The sequence below is a fragment of the Pseudomonas sp. NPDC087626 genome, from assembly GCF_044743405.1.
Lineage (GTDB): Bacteria > Pseudomonadota > Gammaproteobacteria > Pseudomonadales > Pseudomonadaceae > Aquipseudomonas.
Map to the genome: position 1 here is coordinate 141,787 of NZ_JBIUWJ010000007.1, position 16,561 is coordinate 158,347.

Below are 16,561 nucleotides of genomic sequence, written 5' to 3' on the forward strand. Positions count from 1 at the left end.
GACACTACATATGTAGCGCATTCATCCTCCCCTGTAGAAGGATAGTGACAGTGCAGGACACACACACTATTCATTACAGGAGTTAATAACCATGAGTCTTACTACATGTGGCTGGGTAGCCCAGCAGGACCTTATGCCAGTCAGCCCGACCTTTCGCACCTATGGCACGGTCACCGTCGCCCATTCGGGCATTACCCCCAGGCTGACCAAAAGCAGCCAGCAACCTAACCCAAGCGCCTTGAGACTGGACCTTACGCTGGAGCATACCGAGCAAAACGCTCTACTCGTTGAGGTGGATAAAACTGTCGAGTTCAGGCAATCCGGCGACTTGAAACTGACGGCCGTCAGCATTTTCTACGAAGGCACCTTGCTGGTGCACCTGGGTGACATCCAGGTTACTCACTGAATTCAGGAAGTCATTCCTGGAGCTTGACCATGCCAGCCAACGACCCATAGGAGCCGGTGGCTGGCATGCCTAAGACCGCCCCTCATCTGCCATCCTGGGCACGCAACTGCTCGGCAAGCGCAACGGCCTCCACAGGCCGACTGATCAGATAGCCTTGCACCTCATCGCAGCGCGATGCCTTGAGAAACTCAAGCTGCTCCTGCCGCTCTACGCCTTCCGCGACGACCTTCAGCGACAAGCCATGGGCCATGGCAATGATTGCCCGGGTGATTGCCGCATCGGCACAGCCCTCGCCCAGGCCGCGGATAAACGCCTGGTCAATCTTCACGTAGTCCACGGGAATGCGCTTGAGATAACTCAACGACGAGTAGCCGGTGCCAAAATCATCGATCGCCAGTTTCACCCCGAGATCACGCAGCTGCTGAAAGGTAGCAATGATGTGTTCGACGCTGTCGAGCAACTGGCTTTCGGTCAGTTCCAGCTCCAGGTAGCGTGGCTCCAGGCCGGTTTCCTCGAGGACCTGGCGCACCAGGCTGACCAGCTTGCCCTGGCGCAATTGATGCACCGACAAATTCACCGAAACCCGGATCGGCGCCAGCCCCTGGCGCTGCCACTCGCATGCCTGCCAGCAGGCCTGACGCAACACGAATTCGCCAATCGGGCCGATCAACCCGGTTTCCTCTGCCAAGCCGATGAACTCAGCCGGCGACACCTGCCCCATGGTCGGATGGTCCCAGCGCACCAGCGCTTCGGCAGCGTTCAGGCGACCGCTGGCCAGACACTGCTTGGGCTGGTAATAGACTTTCAGCTGTCGCTCTTCGATGGCCTTGCGCAACTGGTTTTCCAGTTGCAGGCGCTCAAGGGTGCTGGCCTGCAGGCTGTCGGTGTAGAACTGGAAATTATTGCCACCCAGGTGCTTGGCGTGCTGCATGGCCATGTTCGACTGGCTGACCAACGCGGGAATTTCCCGCGCGTTATCCGGCAGCATGCTGATACCCATCGAGGCACTGACTACCAGCTCATGCCCATCGATGCTCAACGGCACCCGCAGCTTGGCCGCCAACCGGGTGGCGACCCGCGCCAGACTCGACAGGCTGCCATAGGCATCAAACAGCACGGCAAACTCATCCCCGGACAAACGGGCGATGGTGTCCGCTTCCGGCAGCGCGTTCACCAGGCGCCGGGCCATTTTCTGCAACAACTGGTCGGCCACATCATGGCCCAGGCTGTCGTTGAGCAATTTGAAACGATCCAGGTTGATGTGCAGCAGAGCCAAGCTGCGACCGCCCTGGCGCACCCGCTGATGAGCGTCCTGCAGACGCTCACGGAACAGCGCACGGTTGGCCAGCCCGGTGAGCTCGTCGTAGTGGGTCAGGTAGCGCATGCGCTCTTCGGATTCGCGCCGAGCGGAGAGATCGGCGAAGAAGCCCACAATATGGCTCACAGTTCCCCGAGAATCGCGCACTACGTTCAGCTGCAACCATTGCGGGTAGAGCTCGCCGTTCTTGCGCGCCTCCACCAACTCGCCCTGCCAACTGCCGTGTTGTTCCAGCGCCTGATGAATCGTTGGGTAGTGGCGGCGGGCGTCACGACTGCAGGGAAGCTCGATCACATTGCGCCCCAGCAGGTCCTCGGCCTGATAACCAGTTACCCGGCTGAACGCCTGATTGACCGCAATCAACGCGTAATTCGGATCGAAAATCACAATGCCTTCGCTGGCGGCCTCAAACACCGTCGCCGCCAACTGGCGCTGTTCTTCCAGGCCTTTGCTGGCGCTGATGTCGCGCCGCGTGCCAACCATGCGCAGCACACGACCATCAGGGTCGCGCTCCACCGCGCGCCCCCGGTCCTCAATCCAGACCCAGTGCCCGTCACCGTGACGCACGCGGTACTCGATCTGGTAATCCTCGCTGCGCCCCTTCAAATGCGCGACCAGTGCCCGCCGCAGCGGCGGCAAGTCCGAGGGATGCAGGCGCGGCTTGAGGTGGCTGAGCATCTCGGTGATGAACTCGGGCTCGATCCCGAACAACTCCTTGAGCTGGGTGTGATGCACTTCGTCGGTTTGCAGATTCCAGTCCCACAAGCCCAGTTCGCTGGCCTTCAACGCCAGCGCCAGGCGCGCTTCGCTTTTGCTCAGCGCCTGGTTGGCGGCGTCCAGTTCGAGGCTGCGTTGCGCCACCCGAGTCTCCAGGCCGACTTGCGCGGCGCGCAGCTCGGCTTCGGCCTGGCGGCGCTGGTCGATTTCCCGCGCCAGTTCCTGGTTGAGCTGGTCACTACCGCTTTGCGCCTGCCGCAAATGCTCGATCAGCGCCTGATTCTGAAAGCGGCGCAACAACCCTCGTCCGATCAGCCGGTTGACCTGCCACGCCACCACACTCAAGGAACCCAGCAGAATCAGGCCGAGCCAGCCCCAGCCCTGCTGCTGTTGATCGCCGCCCCAGAACAGATAGCCGATGGCCGGCAGCAGGCAGGGCAACGTAAAGGACAGGAAGGCCGACAGGCTGACCGCGTAGGCGACACTGGCGCACAGGGTGGCCGCGCCGATCAGGCCAAACACCCAGGCTTGCTGCAGGAAACTGTCGGTGGGCACCAGGGCGATACCAGCTGCGGCCAAGGTCAGGCCACTGAGGGCCGACCCCAGCAGGAACATGCGCCGCCAGATCGGCTGCGCCTGGCGGCTGGGCATGGCCGAGTCGAAGGCTGCCACCTGGATCACCCGCAATGCCACCAGCAACAGCAACCAGACCAGCCAGGCACTGACCAGCACATAACGCTGCGGGTCCCAGAGCAAAGCGGCGCAGACCAGGCCATTGAGCAACATCAGCAAGGTCGGCAGCAGCGAGCCCTGGTACAGCATACGCGTGCGCTCGACCGCCATCTCCATGGCGTACTGCTTGCGGATAACCTGCGGCTCCACGAAGGATCCTGCCAGGCTGGAGCTGAAGGTCATAGGCGATATTCTTGTTCTTATAGAGGGGGCATGCGTGCCCGAAACGTCGACGGAGCATACACAAGCAAGCACCCTGACCAAACTGGCGCGAGGGATAAAATCGACGAAAGCGAGTGCCTGGCAAAACCGCGCAAAACCGCAGAGCCGCGGCCTGTAAGGGCCGCTGCCGCGTGACTGGGTGGTCGCCCTCGGCAACTCTTTCATCGGTTAATGCAAAGCTCGGTTTGCCCGGTTTGACGCGGCACCCTAGAATGCCCCGATGCGCGATGACCTCTCCCTTTTGCTGAACTCACTCAACGATGCCCAACGCCAGGCCGTAGCTGCCTCCGTGGGTCGTCAGTTGGTCCTGGCCGGTGCTGGCTCCGGTAAAACCCGTGTGCTGGTGCACCGTATCGCCTGGTTGATCCAGGTCGAAAACGCCTCGCCTCACTCAATCCTGTCGGTGACCTTCACCAACAAGGCTGCTGCCGAGATGCGCCATCGCATCGAGCAACTGATGGGTATCAACCCGGCCGGCATGTGGGTCGGCACCTTCCACGGCCTGGCGCACCGCCTGTTGCGGGCGCACTGGCAGGAGGCCGGCCTGAGCCAGACGTTCCAGATCCTCGACAGCGACGACCAGCAGCGGCTGGTCAAGCGGGTGATCCGTGAGCTGGGCCTCGACGAGCAGCGCTGGCCGGCCCGCCAGGCCCAGTGGTTCATCAACGGCCAGAAAGACGAAGGCCTGCGTCCACAGCACATCCAGGCCAGTGGCGACCTGTTCCTGGGCACCATGCGCAGCATCTATGAGGCCTACGAGGCCGCGTGCCTGCGCGCCGGTGTCATCGACTTCTCCGAGTTGCTGCTGCGCGCCCTCGACCTGTGGCGCGACCATCCGGGATTGCTGGCGCACTACCAGAAACGCTTCCGCCATATCCTGGTAGACGAGTTCCAGGACACCAACGCCGTGCAGTACGCCTGGTTGCGCCTGCTGGCCAAGGGCGGCGACAGCCTGATGGTGGTGGGTGACGACGACCAGTCGATCTACGGCTGGCGCGGGGCGAAAATCGAGAACATCTATCAGTACTCCGACGACTTCCCGGATGCCGAGACCATTCGCCTGGAACAGAACTATCGCTCCACCGCCGGTATCCTCAAGGCGGCGAACGCCCTGATCGCCAACAATACCGGGCGCATGGGCAAAGAACTGTGGACCGATGGCGGTGAAGGCGAAGCGATCAACCTCTACGCCGCCTTTAATGAACACGACGAAGCCCGCTACGTTGTCGAAACCATCGAAAGCGCGCTGAAAACCGGCTTGGCGCGCAGCGATATTGCGATTTTGTACCGCTCCAACGCCCAGTCTCGGGTGTTGGAAGAAGCCCTGCTGCGCGAACGCATCCCGTACCGCATCTATGGCGGCCAGCGCTTCTTCGAACGTGCTGAAATCAAGAACGCCATGGCTTACCTGCGCTTGCTTGAAGGGCGCGGCAACGACGCGGCCCTGGAGCGGGTGATCAACGTTCCGGCGCGTGGCATTGGCGAGAAAACCGTCGAAGCCATCCGCGACCACGCTCGCCACAGCGATGTGTCGATGTGGGAAGCCATGCGCTTGCTGATCGCCAATAAAGGCCTGACTGGCCGCGCTGCCGGCGCCCTGGGCGCCTTCATCGAGCTGATCGACAACCTGGCGGCGAAAACCGCCGAGATGCCGCTGCACTTGATGACCCAGACCGTCATCGAGCAGTCGGGGCTGATTGCCTACCACGAAGCGGAAAAAGGCGAGAAAGGCCAGGCCCGGGTAGAAAACCTTGAGGAATTGGTCAGCGCCGCGCGCAACTTCGAGAACAGCGAAGAAGACGAAGAGCTGACGCCACTGGCTGCTTTCCTCGGCCATGCCTCCCTGGAGGCCGGCGATACCCAGGCCGACGAGCACGAAGACAGCATCCAGTTGATGACCCTGCACAGCGCCAAGGGCCTGGAATTCCCCTACGTGTTCCTGGTCGGTATGGAAGAGGGTCTATTCCCGCACAAGATGAGCCTGGAAGAGCCCGGCCGTCTTGAAGAGGAGCGTCGCCTGGCGTACGTCGGCATTACCCGCGCCATGCAGAACCTGGTGATGACCTACGCTGAAACCCGGCGCCTGTATGGCAGCGAGACCTACAACAAGGTCTCGCGTTTCGTTCGCGAAGTACCCAAGGGCCTGATTCAGGAAGTGCGGCTGTCCAATAGCGTCAGCCGGCCGTTCGGCGGTGGCCAGAAGCAGAGCTCGAGCAGTATGTTCGCCGGCACGGAAATCCCCGAAACCGCGTTCAGCCTCGGCCAGCAAGTGCAGCACGCGGTGTTCGGCGAAGGGGTGATTCTCAACTTCGAAGGTGCCGGGGCCCAGGCCCGGGTGCAAGTGAACTTCAGCGAAGGCAGCAAGTGGCTGATGCTCGGCTACGCCAAGCTGGAAGCGATCTAAAGGCTCGCGCGCGTCCTTGTGGGAGAGCGCCGGACGGCGCTCCGTCTGCTTGCGAATAGCTACACCGCCGTTTATCAGATGCATCGAGGCGTGTGCATTCGCGAGCAGGCTCGCTCCTACAGGATGCGGCGTTGATCTTTGCTCCTAGTCCTTCTGAACTTGTCGGCCCATCCCACAGACAAAAGTACATAGCCCTACGCAGGCCGGCTGAGCTGAACCCAGCCTGTCAGGCAAAAGCCCGAAACACTCTGCCGCTAGCCAGCAACACTTCACCTGTGCAACATGGCGCGCGTGCCATCCACAAATGGGAACTCCCTTTATGAAACGTTTTCTTAGCATCGCCATGGCGTTGTGCATCGGCCTGACGATGAGCCTGGACGCCAACGCCAAGCGCTTTGGTGGCGGCAAGAGCTCCGGCGCTGCGCCGACTCACCAGACCAGCCAAATGGCTCCTTCTTCTCCTGGCATGGGCGGCGCTGCGGCGACCGCTGGTGCTGCCGGTGCCGCGGGCGCTGCGGCCAAGGCCGGCGGTGCTTCGCGCTGGCTCGGCCCGCTGGCCGGTATCGCCGCTGGCGGCCTGCTGGCCTCCATGTTCATGGGCGGTGGCTTCCAGGGCATGCAGATCTTCGACATCCTGATCATGGCGGTCATCGCCTTCGTGATCTTCCGCTTCATCGCCGCTCGTCGTCGCAAGCAGCAAGAGCACCTGGCCCCGGCCGGTCACGCGCCAATGCAGCGTGAAGTGTTCGAGAACAAGCCTGCCATGGGTTCGATCTTCGGTGGTTCGGCCGCTCCGGCTGCCGCTCGTCCGGTGATCAACGCTCCGGCCTGGTTCAACGAAGAGCGCTTCATTGAAGCCGCGCGCAACCACTTCCAGTCCCTGCAGCAGCACTGGGACGCTAACGAAATGGACAAGATCGCCGAGTTCGTGACCCCACAACTGCTGGAGTTCCTCAAGCGCGAACGTGCCGACCTGGGCGACGGCTTCCAGTCGACCTACATCGACAACCTCACCGTGCAACTGGACGGCGTGGATGATCGCGCCGACAAGACCATCGCCACCCTGACCTTCAGCGGCGTGTCGAAAACCTCGCGTTTCGACCAGGGCGAAGTGTTCAGCGAAAGCTGGAACATGGAACGTCCGCAAGGCGACAACCAGCCTTGGCTGGTCGCCGGTATTCGCCAGAACGGCTAATACCTCGCGCGGTTCGCATGCAGTAATAAAAACCCCAGCCTCGGCTGGGGTTTTCTATTTCGCGGTTGCATCTATAGCAAGCTACTGTATAAACCGCCCCAACCAAACCGCGCCATTGAGCAAGAGGATCCCGGACGTGGAAGAAATCATCGAACAACTGCGAGAAGCCAACGAACCGGTACCGGTGCCCTTGGAGCTGCCTGACGAAGACCAACTGGTGGAAATCGAGGAACAACTGTTCATCGACATCCCGTTTGTCTTCAGGGAATTCCTGCTGACCGTCAGCGACGTGGTCTACGGCAGCCTGGAACCTGTGACTGTCACAGACCCGCAATCCCACACCTACCTGCCGGACGTTGCCGCCAACGCCTGGGACGCAGGCGTGGACCGTAGCCTGATCCCTATCTGCCAGGATGGTGACGACTACTACTGCGTCGAAGAAGACGGCACCGTGGTGCTGTGGCAAGCCGAAGACGAACTGGTTGCCGAAGAAACCTGGGAATCGGTATGGCACTGGGCGCGGGACGTCTGGCTGGAAAGCTGAGTCTGGCCCCCTGCCTGCGGTTGCTGTAGCCGCTGGCGAAGCCTGCGTTCGGTTGCGCAGCAACCGCCAGGGCCCTCGAACAGGCGACGGCTACGCCGCCGAACGCAGCCTCGCAGGCTCGGCAGCTGCTACGGGTCTGCGGATCTGCGGATCTGTGCTTCAATGGCCGGACGACTCCTTGTGGTTGTCCAGGGTTTCCAGCAGGGCCACCTGCATCCGCGTATGCACACGGATGAACCAGCGCCAGAGGAGCGCCGCCACCGCGGCGGTGACCACGGCAATCAGCAACAGCAACTTGTTGGTCGGTAAAATACTGGCCGACAAGGCTGCCAGCAGCAGGAAAATCACCAGCAGCGAGAGAATCGGGATCACTTCGGCGATCACCCGGCGCACCCGTTGTGTGTGGCGGCCAGCCATCTCCGGCTTCACCCCCATTTCCGCCAGCAGCATCGAGAGCGCCTTGATCTTGCGATAGGCGGCAATCAGGAACGGCAGCGACACCAGCAGCGCCCCACCCCAGATCAGGGCCTTCTGCCAGCTCGGATCGCTGATCCAGTCCTGCAGATAAGCCGACATGCGTTCGGCGAAAAACCCGCCCGAGAGGAAGATCGCCACCACCAGCGCCAGGTTCACCCCCACCTGCAGCAGAATCCGCCGGATCATCGACGCCAGCAGTGCGCCCTCACCCTGCGGCTGGATACTGCGCAACCATTCGCCATACATTCCCAGCACCCGGCCAAGGCGCGTCGGTATAACCGCGGCGAGCTTGATCGAGAGTGGGTCAGCCGCGCGAATCAGGTACGGCGTCAGCAGCGTGGTGATCACCGAGACGGCGACCGCCACCGGGTAGAGGAAGTTGCTGGTGACCTGCAAGGTCATGCCCAGCGCCGCGATGATGAAGGAGAACTCACCGATCTGTGACAGGCCCATGCCAACCCGCAGCGAGGTGCGTCCATCGTTGCCGGCAATAAAGGCCCCCAGGCCGCAGGACAGCATCTTGCCCAGTACCACGGCGACGGTGATCACCGCAATCGGCCAGGCGTACTGCAACAGAATCAGCGGATCGAGCATCAGGCCAATGGCGACAAAAAAGATTGCGCTGAACAGGTCGCGTACGGGTTCGATCAGGCGCTCGATTTTCAGCAATTGCCGCGACTCAGCCATGATCGCGCCAATCAGGAACGCCCCCAGTACCATGCTGTACTCCAGCTTGACCACCAGCAGGCAAAAGCCGAAACACAGGCCCAGCACGGTGATCAGCAGCATTTCATTGCTTTCGAATTTCGCCACGTAGGCCAGCAGCCGCGGCACCAGCAGGATGCCGATGACCAGCGCGACGATCATGAACAGCGAGAGTTTGCCGACGGTGGAAAACACCTCGCCCGAACTCACGGTACCGCTCACCGCGATGCTCGACAGCAAGGCAATGATACCGATCCCCAGGATGTCCTCGACGATCAGCACGCCAAAAATCAGCTGGGCAAAACGCTCGTTCTTCATCTTCAGGTCGTTGAGCGCCTTGACGATGATGGTGGTCGAGGAGATCGCCAGGATCGCCCCGAGAAACAGCGAATCCATGGTGTTCCAGTCGAACCAGCGGCCAATTTCGTAGCCAATCCAGATCATCAGCACGATTTCCAGGAACGCCGCGATAAACGCCGTAGCACCGACCTTGAACAACTTGCGCAAGCTGAACTCGAGGCCGAGGCAGAACATCAGGAAAATCACCCCCAGCTCGGCCAGGGTCTTGATGGTCTGCTCGTCATGGATCAGGCCGAATGGCGGGGTGTGCGGGCCAATGATGAAGCCGGCAACGATGTACCCCAGGACCACGGGCTGCTTGAAGCGATGGAACAGTACGGTCACCACCCCCGCCACCAGCATGATCACTGCCAAATCCTGAATGAAACTGATGGCATGCATGGCGAAGGCTCCTTGATGGGGGTGCTGTAGGCGTGACGCGAGAAAAATCCTGTCGAACGGGCTTTTGAAGGGTAACACCGCGACTTCCGGCAGAAACGCGGTGCAATATATGGAAACAGATGGATACAAGCGTGACGACCGCGAGCGGCGCGGCGTCCCGTTAAGGATGCTTTGAAAAACAGCTCAAGTGCCCGCAGAGGTACGCCCCTGAATCCCTGCCTAGAACCGTGAGTGTGCTATGGAACCCGGAAATGCCCAGCTGTCGATGACAGTACTGATGACCCCCGACATGGCCAACTTTTCTGGCAATGTCCACGGCGGTACCCTGCTCAAGTACCTCGACGAAGTAGCCTACGCGTGCGCCAGCCGTTATGCCGGCCGGTACGTGGTGACCCTGTCGGTGGACCAGGTGATTTTCCGCGAACCGATTCACGTCGGTGAGCTGGTGACATTCCTGGCGTCGGTCAACTACACCGGCAACACCTCGATGGAGGTGGGCATCAAGGTGGTGACCGAAAACATCCGCGAGCGCTCGGTGCGCCACACCAACAGTTGCTTCTTCACCATGGTGGCGGTCGACGACCAGCGCAAGCCCGCGGCGGTGCCACCGCTGCAACCGCAGAACAGCGAAGACCGCCGCCGCTACATCCAGGGCAAACAGCGGCGCCAGGTCCGCCAGGAACTGGAAAAGCGCTACCAGGAAATCAAGGCCGACGTCTGAGCAATCAGAGGCTGATCGCAGTGGCTTCGAACTTCACCCGCGGATGGGCGATGCGGTCCTGGGCCCGGACCAGCTCCAGCTCGTAGCTGGCGCAGGCCTGGGTTTCCAGCAGCACTTCATGCACCGCCGCCGCGGCAAACTCGAACGCTGCCACCAGGCTGTCGCCCATTAGCACCCGCGCCAGGAACAACCCCGACGTCAGGTCGCCCACGCCCACCGGCTGGCGCGGGAACGCCAACAGCGGACGACGCAGGTGCCAGCTGCCTTCGGCGGTCACCAGCAGCATTTCGAAGCCGTCCGCCAGCTTGCCGGGATAATCCAGGTGCTTGACCAGTACCGCCTTGGGGCCACGCGCCAACAAAGCGCGGGCCATGCCCAGGCAATCGAACAGCGACTGCGGCTTGCGCCCGGAGAAGCTGTCCAGCTCCAGTTGGTTCGGGCACATGAAATCAGCCACGGCCGCCGCTTCGTTGAGCAGGAAGTCGCTGACTTCGGCGGGCACGATGCAACCCTTCTCGGCATGGCCCATGACCGGATCGCAGAGGTACAGCGCCTGTGGGTTGGTCGCCTTGATCCGCGCCACGCCACTGAGGATCGCCCGCCCCTGCGCCGCGCTGCCCAGGTAACCCGACAGCACTGCGTCGCAATTGCCCAGCTCGCCGATGGCGGCAATCCCTTCCACCAGCGCAGGAATCTGCTGGGGCGCCAACACCTCGCCGGCCCACTGGCCGTATTGCGTGTGGTTGGAGAACTGCACCGTGTTCAGCGGCCAGACGTTCACCCCAACCCGCTGCATCGGGAAAACCGCGGCGCTGTTGCCAGCATGACCGAAAACCACGTGGGACTGGATGGCGAGCAGATGCGGTGTACGTTTCATGCGGGATTTCCGTAAAACGATTGAAATTCGAGCCGCGCAGTATGCGACTAAACGCAGCCTGTACGACAGGCCAATGTCGCAGTTAAGCTGGTGCCAATTAGTTGGAGTGCGTTTGATGCTGACCCTGGGAAATATCTTCGTGCTGATGCTGCTGGCGACCGGTGCAGCATGGCTGTGGCACAACCACGGCTTGCGCGAGCGAGCGCTGGAACGGGTCAAGCGCCACTGCGCCAAACTCGACATCGAATTGCTCGACGGCAACGTGGCGCTGAAGAAAATCGCGTTCGTCAAAGATGCCAACGGCCGACGCCGCCTGGCGCGAATCTACAATTTTGAGTTCACCGTGACCGGCGAAACCCGGCATGCCGGTACCATCACCCAGTTCGGCCAGCACAGCGCACAGATCGAGCTCGCGCCCTACCCGATGCCCTATGATGAAAAACCGGCGATGCCAAGCGCCGAAGTGATCGAGCTGAGCCAGTGGCGCCAGGATCACAGCAAGCAGCGTCCCTAAGGCCTCAAGCCAGCGTCACCCGGCAAGCGGCCAGGGCCTGTTGCAGTTCATCCACCGCTTGCGGCGCCTCGAAGATCAATTCCAGGCGTGAATCCTGGCGCCACTCACTGGCCCGCCAATCCAGCGCCGCGTTCTCCAGGGCATTGGCGGATATCCAGCCTTCGGCGCTGTGGATAACCAGTTTGGCCCGACGCCAGGTGAGGCCCTGCAGCCAAGCGGCAAGGCGCTGGCGATCGAATACCTGGCTCGAGTGCCAGCGCCAACCGATGCTCCACCCCCCTTCCTGCTGCTGACTCAAACAGATTGGCGAGGCCGGGTCGGTCCAGATCAATGGAGCGGGCGCCACGCCCCTGGCGGCAGTAATGTTATCCACAAGCGCCTGGGCCTGGCTTTGCCCGCCTGGCAGCTCGCTGAATGGCAACCGACCGTGCTCGGTCCAGATCAGCGGGCACTGGGGCAACAACCCGCTAATTCGTTGCCGTTGGTCCGCAGCCAGGTGCTCGGCCTTGTTCAGCAGCAACAGCCCGGCGCTGGGCAGCGCTTGTTGTTGCGCGGCGGGCAATGGCTTGCCGGCCGCCAGCGCCTGGGCGTCGAGCACCATCACGCTCGGCTGGAGCGCCAGCACCCCTTGCCAGGGAGCCTCGCTCAATTGCCGGAGCAACTGTGCCGGATGGCCGAGACCCGAAGGTTCGATGAACAGGCGATCGGGACGTGAGCGGCGCAGCAACCGACCCAGGCCGATCTGGAAAGGTGCGCCATTCACGCAGCACAGGCAGCCGCCGGCCACTTCTCCCAGCGCAATGCCATCTGCGCCGGTGGTCAACAGTGCGGCGTCGAGGCCGATCTGTCCGAACTCGTTGATCAGTACCGCCCAACGTTCGTGCGCCGGCCGCTGCGCCAGCAAGTGACGAATCAGACTGGTCTTGCCGGCACCCAGGGGGCCGGCAATCACGTGGGTAGGGATGTTCTGCAACAGGCTTGGCGATTTCACGGCAGAGAGCGACATCACAGGAAGATCATCGCAATATGCCTGAGCGCCGGCCGATTCACTATCGCCACCTGACTCACGCCAGCCAGTCCAGCGTCAGGATCAGGCGGCGCTCTCCCGCCGCCAGGGCCGGCGAACGGTGGATCAGGCCCGCGCCTTCGTTGCCCTGCCACTTCTCCCCCTTGAGCAACGCCACTTCACCACCGAGCATCTGTTGGCACTGCCCAGGCTCGGCTTGCGGATTGCCCAGGAGCTGACGCTCGATCATGCCCTCTTCCAGCCACTGGCTGCCGATCCCCGCGTAGGTGGTGATCAGCCGCACTGGCACATGGTCGACGTGAAAACGAGGACACATGGCTTTATCCAGGGTACGCACCCGCACCCCGATCCGCCGTGCCCCGAGCAGGCAGGCAAAGGCACTGATCAGCCAGGCAACATCGGCGATAAATCCCTCATAGCCCTGCAGATCACTGCAACAAGCCGCCAGGCTGCGCAGGTCGGGTTGCGCCTCGTCATTGGCCAATTCGACCACCAGCGATTCGGCCAACGGCTGGTTCAGCGACAACAACAGCGTGGCGAAATCGACGATATGCAATGGCAACCGACGCTGCCACAGCGCCAGGTTGATCCCGTCCTCAAGGATCCGGGTGAACACTTCGGGGGTCTGGCCAATGGCCTGGCGGACCAACGGCCGGGCCTGGAGCGCAGGCGCCCGGCTCATGCCGCCTCCTCGTCGAACCAGGGACCGAAGGGATCGACCAGCGAGCGCCACCCCTCCACGCCCATGGCCATTTCGTCAGCGCTGAGCAGGCAGTCATCCAGCTCTGCAGTGAGCTGGGAAAAGTCGATGTTCTGCCCGATGAACACCAGCTCCTGACGACAATCGCCGGTGCCAGGCAGCCAATTTTGCATGATCGCCGCGGTGCTTTCCTGATCGTCCGGCCACTGCTCTTTCGGTACAAAACGCCACCAACGCCCAGCAAAACCGTGGCGCATCAAGCCGCCTGCCTGGGACCAGCTGCCGGCATCCTGGTGCTTGCTGGCCAGCCAGAAAAAGCCCTTGGAGCGCAGCAGTTTGCCGTTCACCCAGGGCCGGTCGATAAAGCTGAAAAAACGCTGGGGATGAAACGGCCGGCGAGCCCGGTAAGCCGTTGAGGCGATGCCGTACTCGGTGGTTTCCGGCACATGCTCGCCGCGCAACTCCTGGAGCCAGCCCGGCGCCTGGGCCGCCTTGGCAAAATCGAAACGCCCGGTATTGAGGATCTGCCGCAACGGCACCTCGCCCATGACCATGGGGATGATCTGCGCCTGGGCATTCAGGCGCTTGAGGATGGCGATCAACTCCTCCCGTTCGGCACTGCTGATCAAATCGATCTTGCTGATCAGCAGCACATCGGCGAACTCGATCTGCTCGATCAGCAGATCGGTAATCGAACGCTCATCGTCCTCGCCCAGGGTCTGCCCGCGGGAGGCGAGGCTTTCGGCGGCCTGGTAATCAAGCAGGAAGTTCATCCCGTCGACCACCGTGACCATGGTGTCGAGCCGCGCGATGTCGGCCAGGCTCTGCCCCTGTTCATCACGGAAGGTGAAAGTCTCCGCCACCGGCAACGGTTCGGAAATCCCGGTGGACTCGATCAGCAGGTAATCGAAGCGACCGTCCCGGGCCAGTTTGCTGACTTCCTCCAGCAAGTCCTCACGCAGGGTGCAGCAAATGCAGCCGTTGCTCATCTCCACCAGTTTTTCTTCGGCGCGGTTCAGGCTGACATCGCGCTGCACCTCGCTGCCGTCGATGTTGATTTCGCTCATGTCGTTGACGATCACCGCGACCCGCAGATGCTCGCGGTTGCGCAGGACATAATTGAGCAGGGTGCTTTTTCCGGCGCCGAGAAAGCCGGAGAGCACGGTAACGGGAAGGCGATTGGGCATCAGGTAGTCCTCTGGGCAGCAGGCGTCACGGGAGATCACAGATCAGGCAAGGCGCAAATGTTATAGTATAACAGTGCAAATAAGCCAATCAGTGCTTGTCGCCCGCGACGAAGAGCGCAATCCTTGGCCCTGCCACCTGCCCGAGAAACCCCATGCCCTATGCCCTGAAATGCACCTTGTTCGGCCTTTTGCTGCTGTTCGCGGCCGATGCCTGGGCGCAACTACCGGGGCTGGCTACCTGTACCCGCAGCGCCACCCTGCTGGCCTGCGTCGACCCGCAAGGCAATGCCTACAGCGTCGCCACGGCGGGCAATACCACCTACATGCGCGGCTTTGAACAAAACGGCAAACGGTACTGGGCGCAAACCACCAGCCGTTACGGTCAGCTCACGTTCTTCACTGGCCTGGCCTCCGATGGCGAGGCCTGGGTCGGCTACAGCCGGCGTGTTGGCTGGACCACACTCAACCGGTTTTCCAGTTCAGGGGGAGCCAGCGCCCGCTTCACCTGCAGCCGCCTGACGGGCTGTTGAGGGCAATAGGGGGCATGGCTTGAAAAAGCTGTCGTCGATTTGATTGTTATAATATAACATTCGAAATCATCTCCTACGACGGACCCGCTCATGAATGCGCTGACTCTGCCGGATATCGCCGCGCAGGCCGCACGCCAATCCTTGCCCCTGGACTGGGTGGGCATGTGCGGCATTGCTCTTCCTGTTCTATTCGACGACCAGCGCCTGAATGCCAAAGCCGATGCCGGCGTCAGCCTCGATGACGCGCAAGCCCGTGGCATACATATGTCGCGCCTGTACCTGGCACTGGCCATGCTGGAGCAGGAGAACCTGACACCCGCACTTCTGCGCCGCGTACTGCAAGATTTTCTCGACAGCCATCAAGGCCTGGCGACCTCTGCTTACCTGCGTATTCACAGCGATGTCCTGCTGCAGCGCTCAGCCTTGGTCAGCCCATTGGCCGGCTGGAAAAGTTACCCGATCAGCCTCGATGCGCGCCTGCAAGGGGCGGTGTTCCACGTGGAACTGCGTGTCGATGTCAGTTACTCCTCCACCTGCCCCTGCTCCGCGGCGCTGTCCAGGCAACTGATTCAGCAGCAGTTCGTCGATGACTTTGCCAACACACCTTTGCAGCACGCCGAAGTGCTGGCTTGGCTTGGTTCCACCCGCGGCATAGTCGCCACCCCCCACAGTCAGCGCAGCACGGCCCAGTTGTGCTTGCACCTGGACGGGACGCTCGACGATCTGCCGCTGATCGCCGCCATCAACCACGCCGAAGCCGCCCTGGGCACCGCGGTACAAACCGCAGTCAAGCGCGCGGACGAGCAGGCCTTCGCCCTGGCCAACGGGCAAAACCTGATGTTCTGCGAGGACGCTGCACGCCGCCTGCACCTGGCGCTGCAACGCTTCCCGGGGCTGCAGGCGTTCGATGTGCGCGTGGTCCACGCCGAAAGCCTGCACGCCCATGATGCAGTCGCCGAAAGTCACTGGCGCCGGGAGCAACCATGATCCGCAAGAATCCCTCCGGCGACTTGCCGCGCATTGCCGAGTCCGCCTACGTCGATAAAACCGCAATCATCTGCGGCAAGGTGGTAATCGGCGAGAACGTGTTCGTCGGCCCCTACGCGGTGATTCGGGCCGACGAAGTCGATGAGTCGGGCCAGATGCAACCGATCACCATCGGCGCCAATTCGAATATCCAGGACGGCGTGGTCATCCACTCCAAATCCGGTGCGGCGGTGACCATCGGCGAGTTCAGTTCCATCGCCCACCGCTCCATCGTCCACGGTCCCTGCACCGTCGGTAATCGGGTGTTCATCGGTTTCAACAGCGTGCTGTTCAACTGTGCGGTCGCCGACGGTTGTGTCGTGCGGCACAACTCGGTGGTCGATGGCCGCGACTTGCCCAGGGATTTCTATGTGCCCTCCACCACCCGCATCGGCCCCCACACCGACCTGTCCCAGTTCCCGCCGGTCAGCGTCAGCGCCTCGGAGTTTTCCGAAGATGTGGCACGCACCAACGTCGATCTGGTGCGAGGCTACAAAGCCTTGCAGAACGAGTTTTGA

At 61.9% G+C, this 16,561-nt stretch carries 15 protein-coding genes; 9 read left to right on the forward strand and 6 right to left on the reverse strand.

Going from position 1 to position 16,561, the window contains the following annotated elements:
* Nucleotides 1-91 precede the first annotated feature (91 nt).
* Complete coding sequence (locus ACIOVD_RS08455) at nucleotides 92-406, forward strand: hypothetical protein (protein ID WP_401127106.1); 315 nt, start codon at nucleotides 92-94, stop codon at nucleotides 404-406.
* An 82-nt stretch (nucleotides 407-488) separates the two neighbouring features.
* Here ACIOVD_RS08455 and ACIOVD_RS08460 read toward each other — a convergent pair whose 3' ends face one another.
* Nucleotides 489-3,356: an EAL domain-containing protein gene (locus ACIOVD_RS08460; protein ID WP_401127108.1), complete on the reverse strand. Its 2,868-nt coding sequence runs from the start codon at nucleotides 3,354-3,356 to the stop codon at nucleotides 489-491.
* Nucleotides 3,357-3,615: 259 nt separating this feature from the next.
* Here ACIOVD_RS08460 and uvrD point away from each other — a divergent pair, with 259 nt between their 5' ends.
* From uvrD to ACIOVD_RS08475, 3 genes are all read left to right on the forward strand, one after another.
* A complete protein-coding gene (gene uvrD / locus ACIOVD_RS08465) occupies nucleotides 3,616-5,799 on the forward strand; it encodes a DNA helicase II (RefSeq protein ID WP_159998637.1) in 2,184 nt (727 codons plus the stop codon).
* 319 nt (nucleotides 5,800-6,118) lie between these two features.
* Complete coding sequence (locus tag ACIOVD_RS08470) at nucleotides 6,119-6,994, forward strand: Tim44 domain-containing protein (RefSeq protein WP_095164995.1); 876 nt, start codon at nucleotides 6,119-6,121, stop codon at nucleotides 6,992-6,994.
* Nucleotides 6,995-7,130: 136 nt separating this feature from the next.
* The gene (locus ACIOVD_RS08475; RefSeq protein WP_095164997.1) at nucleotides 7,131-7,538 is read left to right on the forward strand and encodes an SMI1/KNR4 family protein; all 408 of its coding nucleotides are present in this window, start codon (nucleotides 7,131-7,133) and stop codon (nucleotides 7,536-7,538) included.
* Nucleotides 7,539-7,697: 159 nt separating this feature from the next.
* Here ACIOVD_RS08475 and ACIOVD_RS08480 read toward each other — a convergent pair whose 3' ends face one another.
* Complete coding sequence (locus ACIOVD_RS08480) at nucleotides 7,698-9,461, reverse strand: cation:proton antiporter (RefSeq protein ID WP_095164999.1); 1,764 nt, start codon at nucleotides 9,459-9,461, stop codon at nucleotides 7,698-7,700.
* A 238-nt stretch (nucleotides 9,462-9,699) separates the two neighbouring features.
* On the opposite strand from ACIOVD_RS08480, the gene ACIOVD_RS08485 reads away from it, so the two are divergent.
* On the forward strand, nucleotides 9,700-10,182 hold the full coding sequence (locus ACIOVD_RS08485) for an acyl-CoA thioesterase (RefSeq protein WP_095165001.1): 483 nt from the start codon (nucleotides 9,700-9,702) through the stop codon (nucleotides 10,180-10,182).
* Nucleotides 10,183-10,186: 4 nt separating this feature from the next.
* Here the strand turns inward: ACIOVD_RS08485 and pdxY are convergent, their stop codons facing one another.
* Nucleotides 10,187-11,059, reverse strand: a complete 873-nt coding sequence (pdxY, locus tag ACIOVD_RS08490; RefSeq protein ID WP_095165003.1) for a pyridoxal kinase PdxY — start codon at nucleotides 11,057-11,059, stop codon at nucleotides 10,187-10,189.
* 115 nt (nucleotides 11,060-11,174) lie between these two features.
* Here pdxY and ACIOVD_RS08495 point away from each other — a divergent pair, with 115 nt between their 5' ends.
* Entirely contained in the window at nucleotides 11,175-11,573 is a 399-nt protein-coding gene (locus ACIOVD_RS08495; protein ID WP_095165005.1) for a DUF3301 domain-containing protein, read from the forward strand.
* A 4-nt stretch (nucleotides 11,574-11,577) separates the two neighbouring features.
* Here ACIOVD_RS08495 and ACIOVD_RS08500 read toward each other — a convergent pair whose 3' ends face one another.
* From ACIOVD_RS08500 to zigA, 3 genes are all read right to left on the reverse strand, one after another.
* Nucleotides 11,578-12,549 (reverse strand): CobW family GTP-binding protein, encoded by a 972-nt coding sequence (locus ACIOVD_RS08500; protein WP_401127163.1) that lies wholly within the window; start codon nucleotides 12,547-12,549, stop codon nucleotides 11,578-11,580.
* Between the two features lie 88 nt (nucleotides 12,550-12,637).
* Nucleotides 12,638-13,282, reverse strand: a complete 645-nt coding sequence (locus ACIOVD_RS08505; protein WP_401127112.1) for a DUF1826 domain-containing protein — start codon at nucleotides 13,280-13,282, stop codon at nucleotides 12,638-12,640.
* Complete coding sequence (zigA, locus tag ACIOVD_RS08510) at nucleotides 13,279-14,487, reverse strand: zinc metallochaperone GTPase ZigA (RefSeq protein WP_401127113.1); 1,209 nt, start codon at nucleotides 14,485-14,487, stop codon at nucleotides 13,279-13,281. The genes ACIOVD_RS08505 and zigA overlap by 4 nt, the downstream gene beginning before the upstream one ends.
* Before the next feature lie 152 nt (nucleotides 14,488-14,639).
* On the opposite strand from zigA, the gene ACIOVD_RS08515 reads away from it, so the two are divergent.
* The 3 genes from ACIOVD_RS08515 (at nucleotide 14,640) to ACIOVD_RS08525 (ending at nucleotide 16,561) form a co-directional block, all read left to right on the forward strand.
* Entirely contained in the window at nucleotides 14,640-15,017 is a 378-nt protein-coding gene (locus tag ACIOVD_RS08515; RefSeq protein ID WP_095165010.1) for a glutamine synthetase, read from the forward strand.
* 90 nt (nucleotides 15,018-15,107) lie between these two features.
* The gene (folE2, locus tag ACIOVD_RS08520) at nucleotides 15,108-16,004 is read left to right on the forward strand and encodes a GTP cyclohydrolase FolE2 (RefSeq protein ID WP_401127116.1); all 897 of its coding nucleotides are present in this window, start codon (nucleotides 15,108-15,110) and stop codon (nucleotides 16,002-16,004) included.
* Nucleotides 16,001-16,561: a carbonate dehydratase gene (locus tag ACIOVD_RS08525; protein WP_095165013.1), complete on the forward strand. Its 561-nt coding sequence runs from the start codon at nucleotides 16,001-16,003 to the stop codon at nucleotides 16,559-16,561. Before folE2 ends, ACIOVD_RS08525 begins: the two co-directional genes overlap by 4 nt.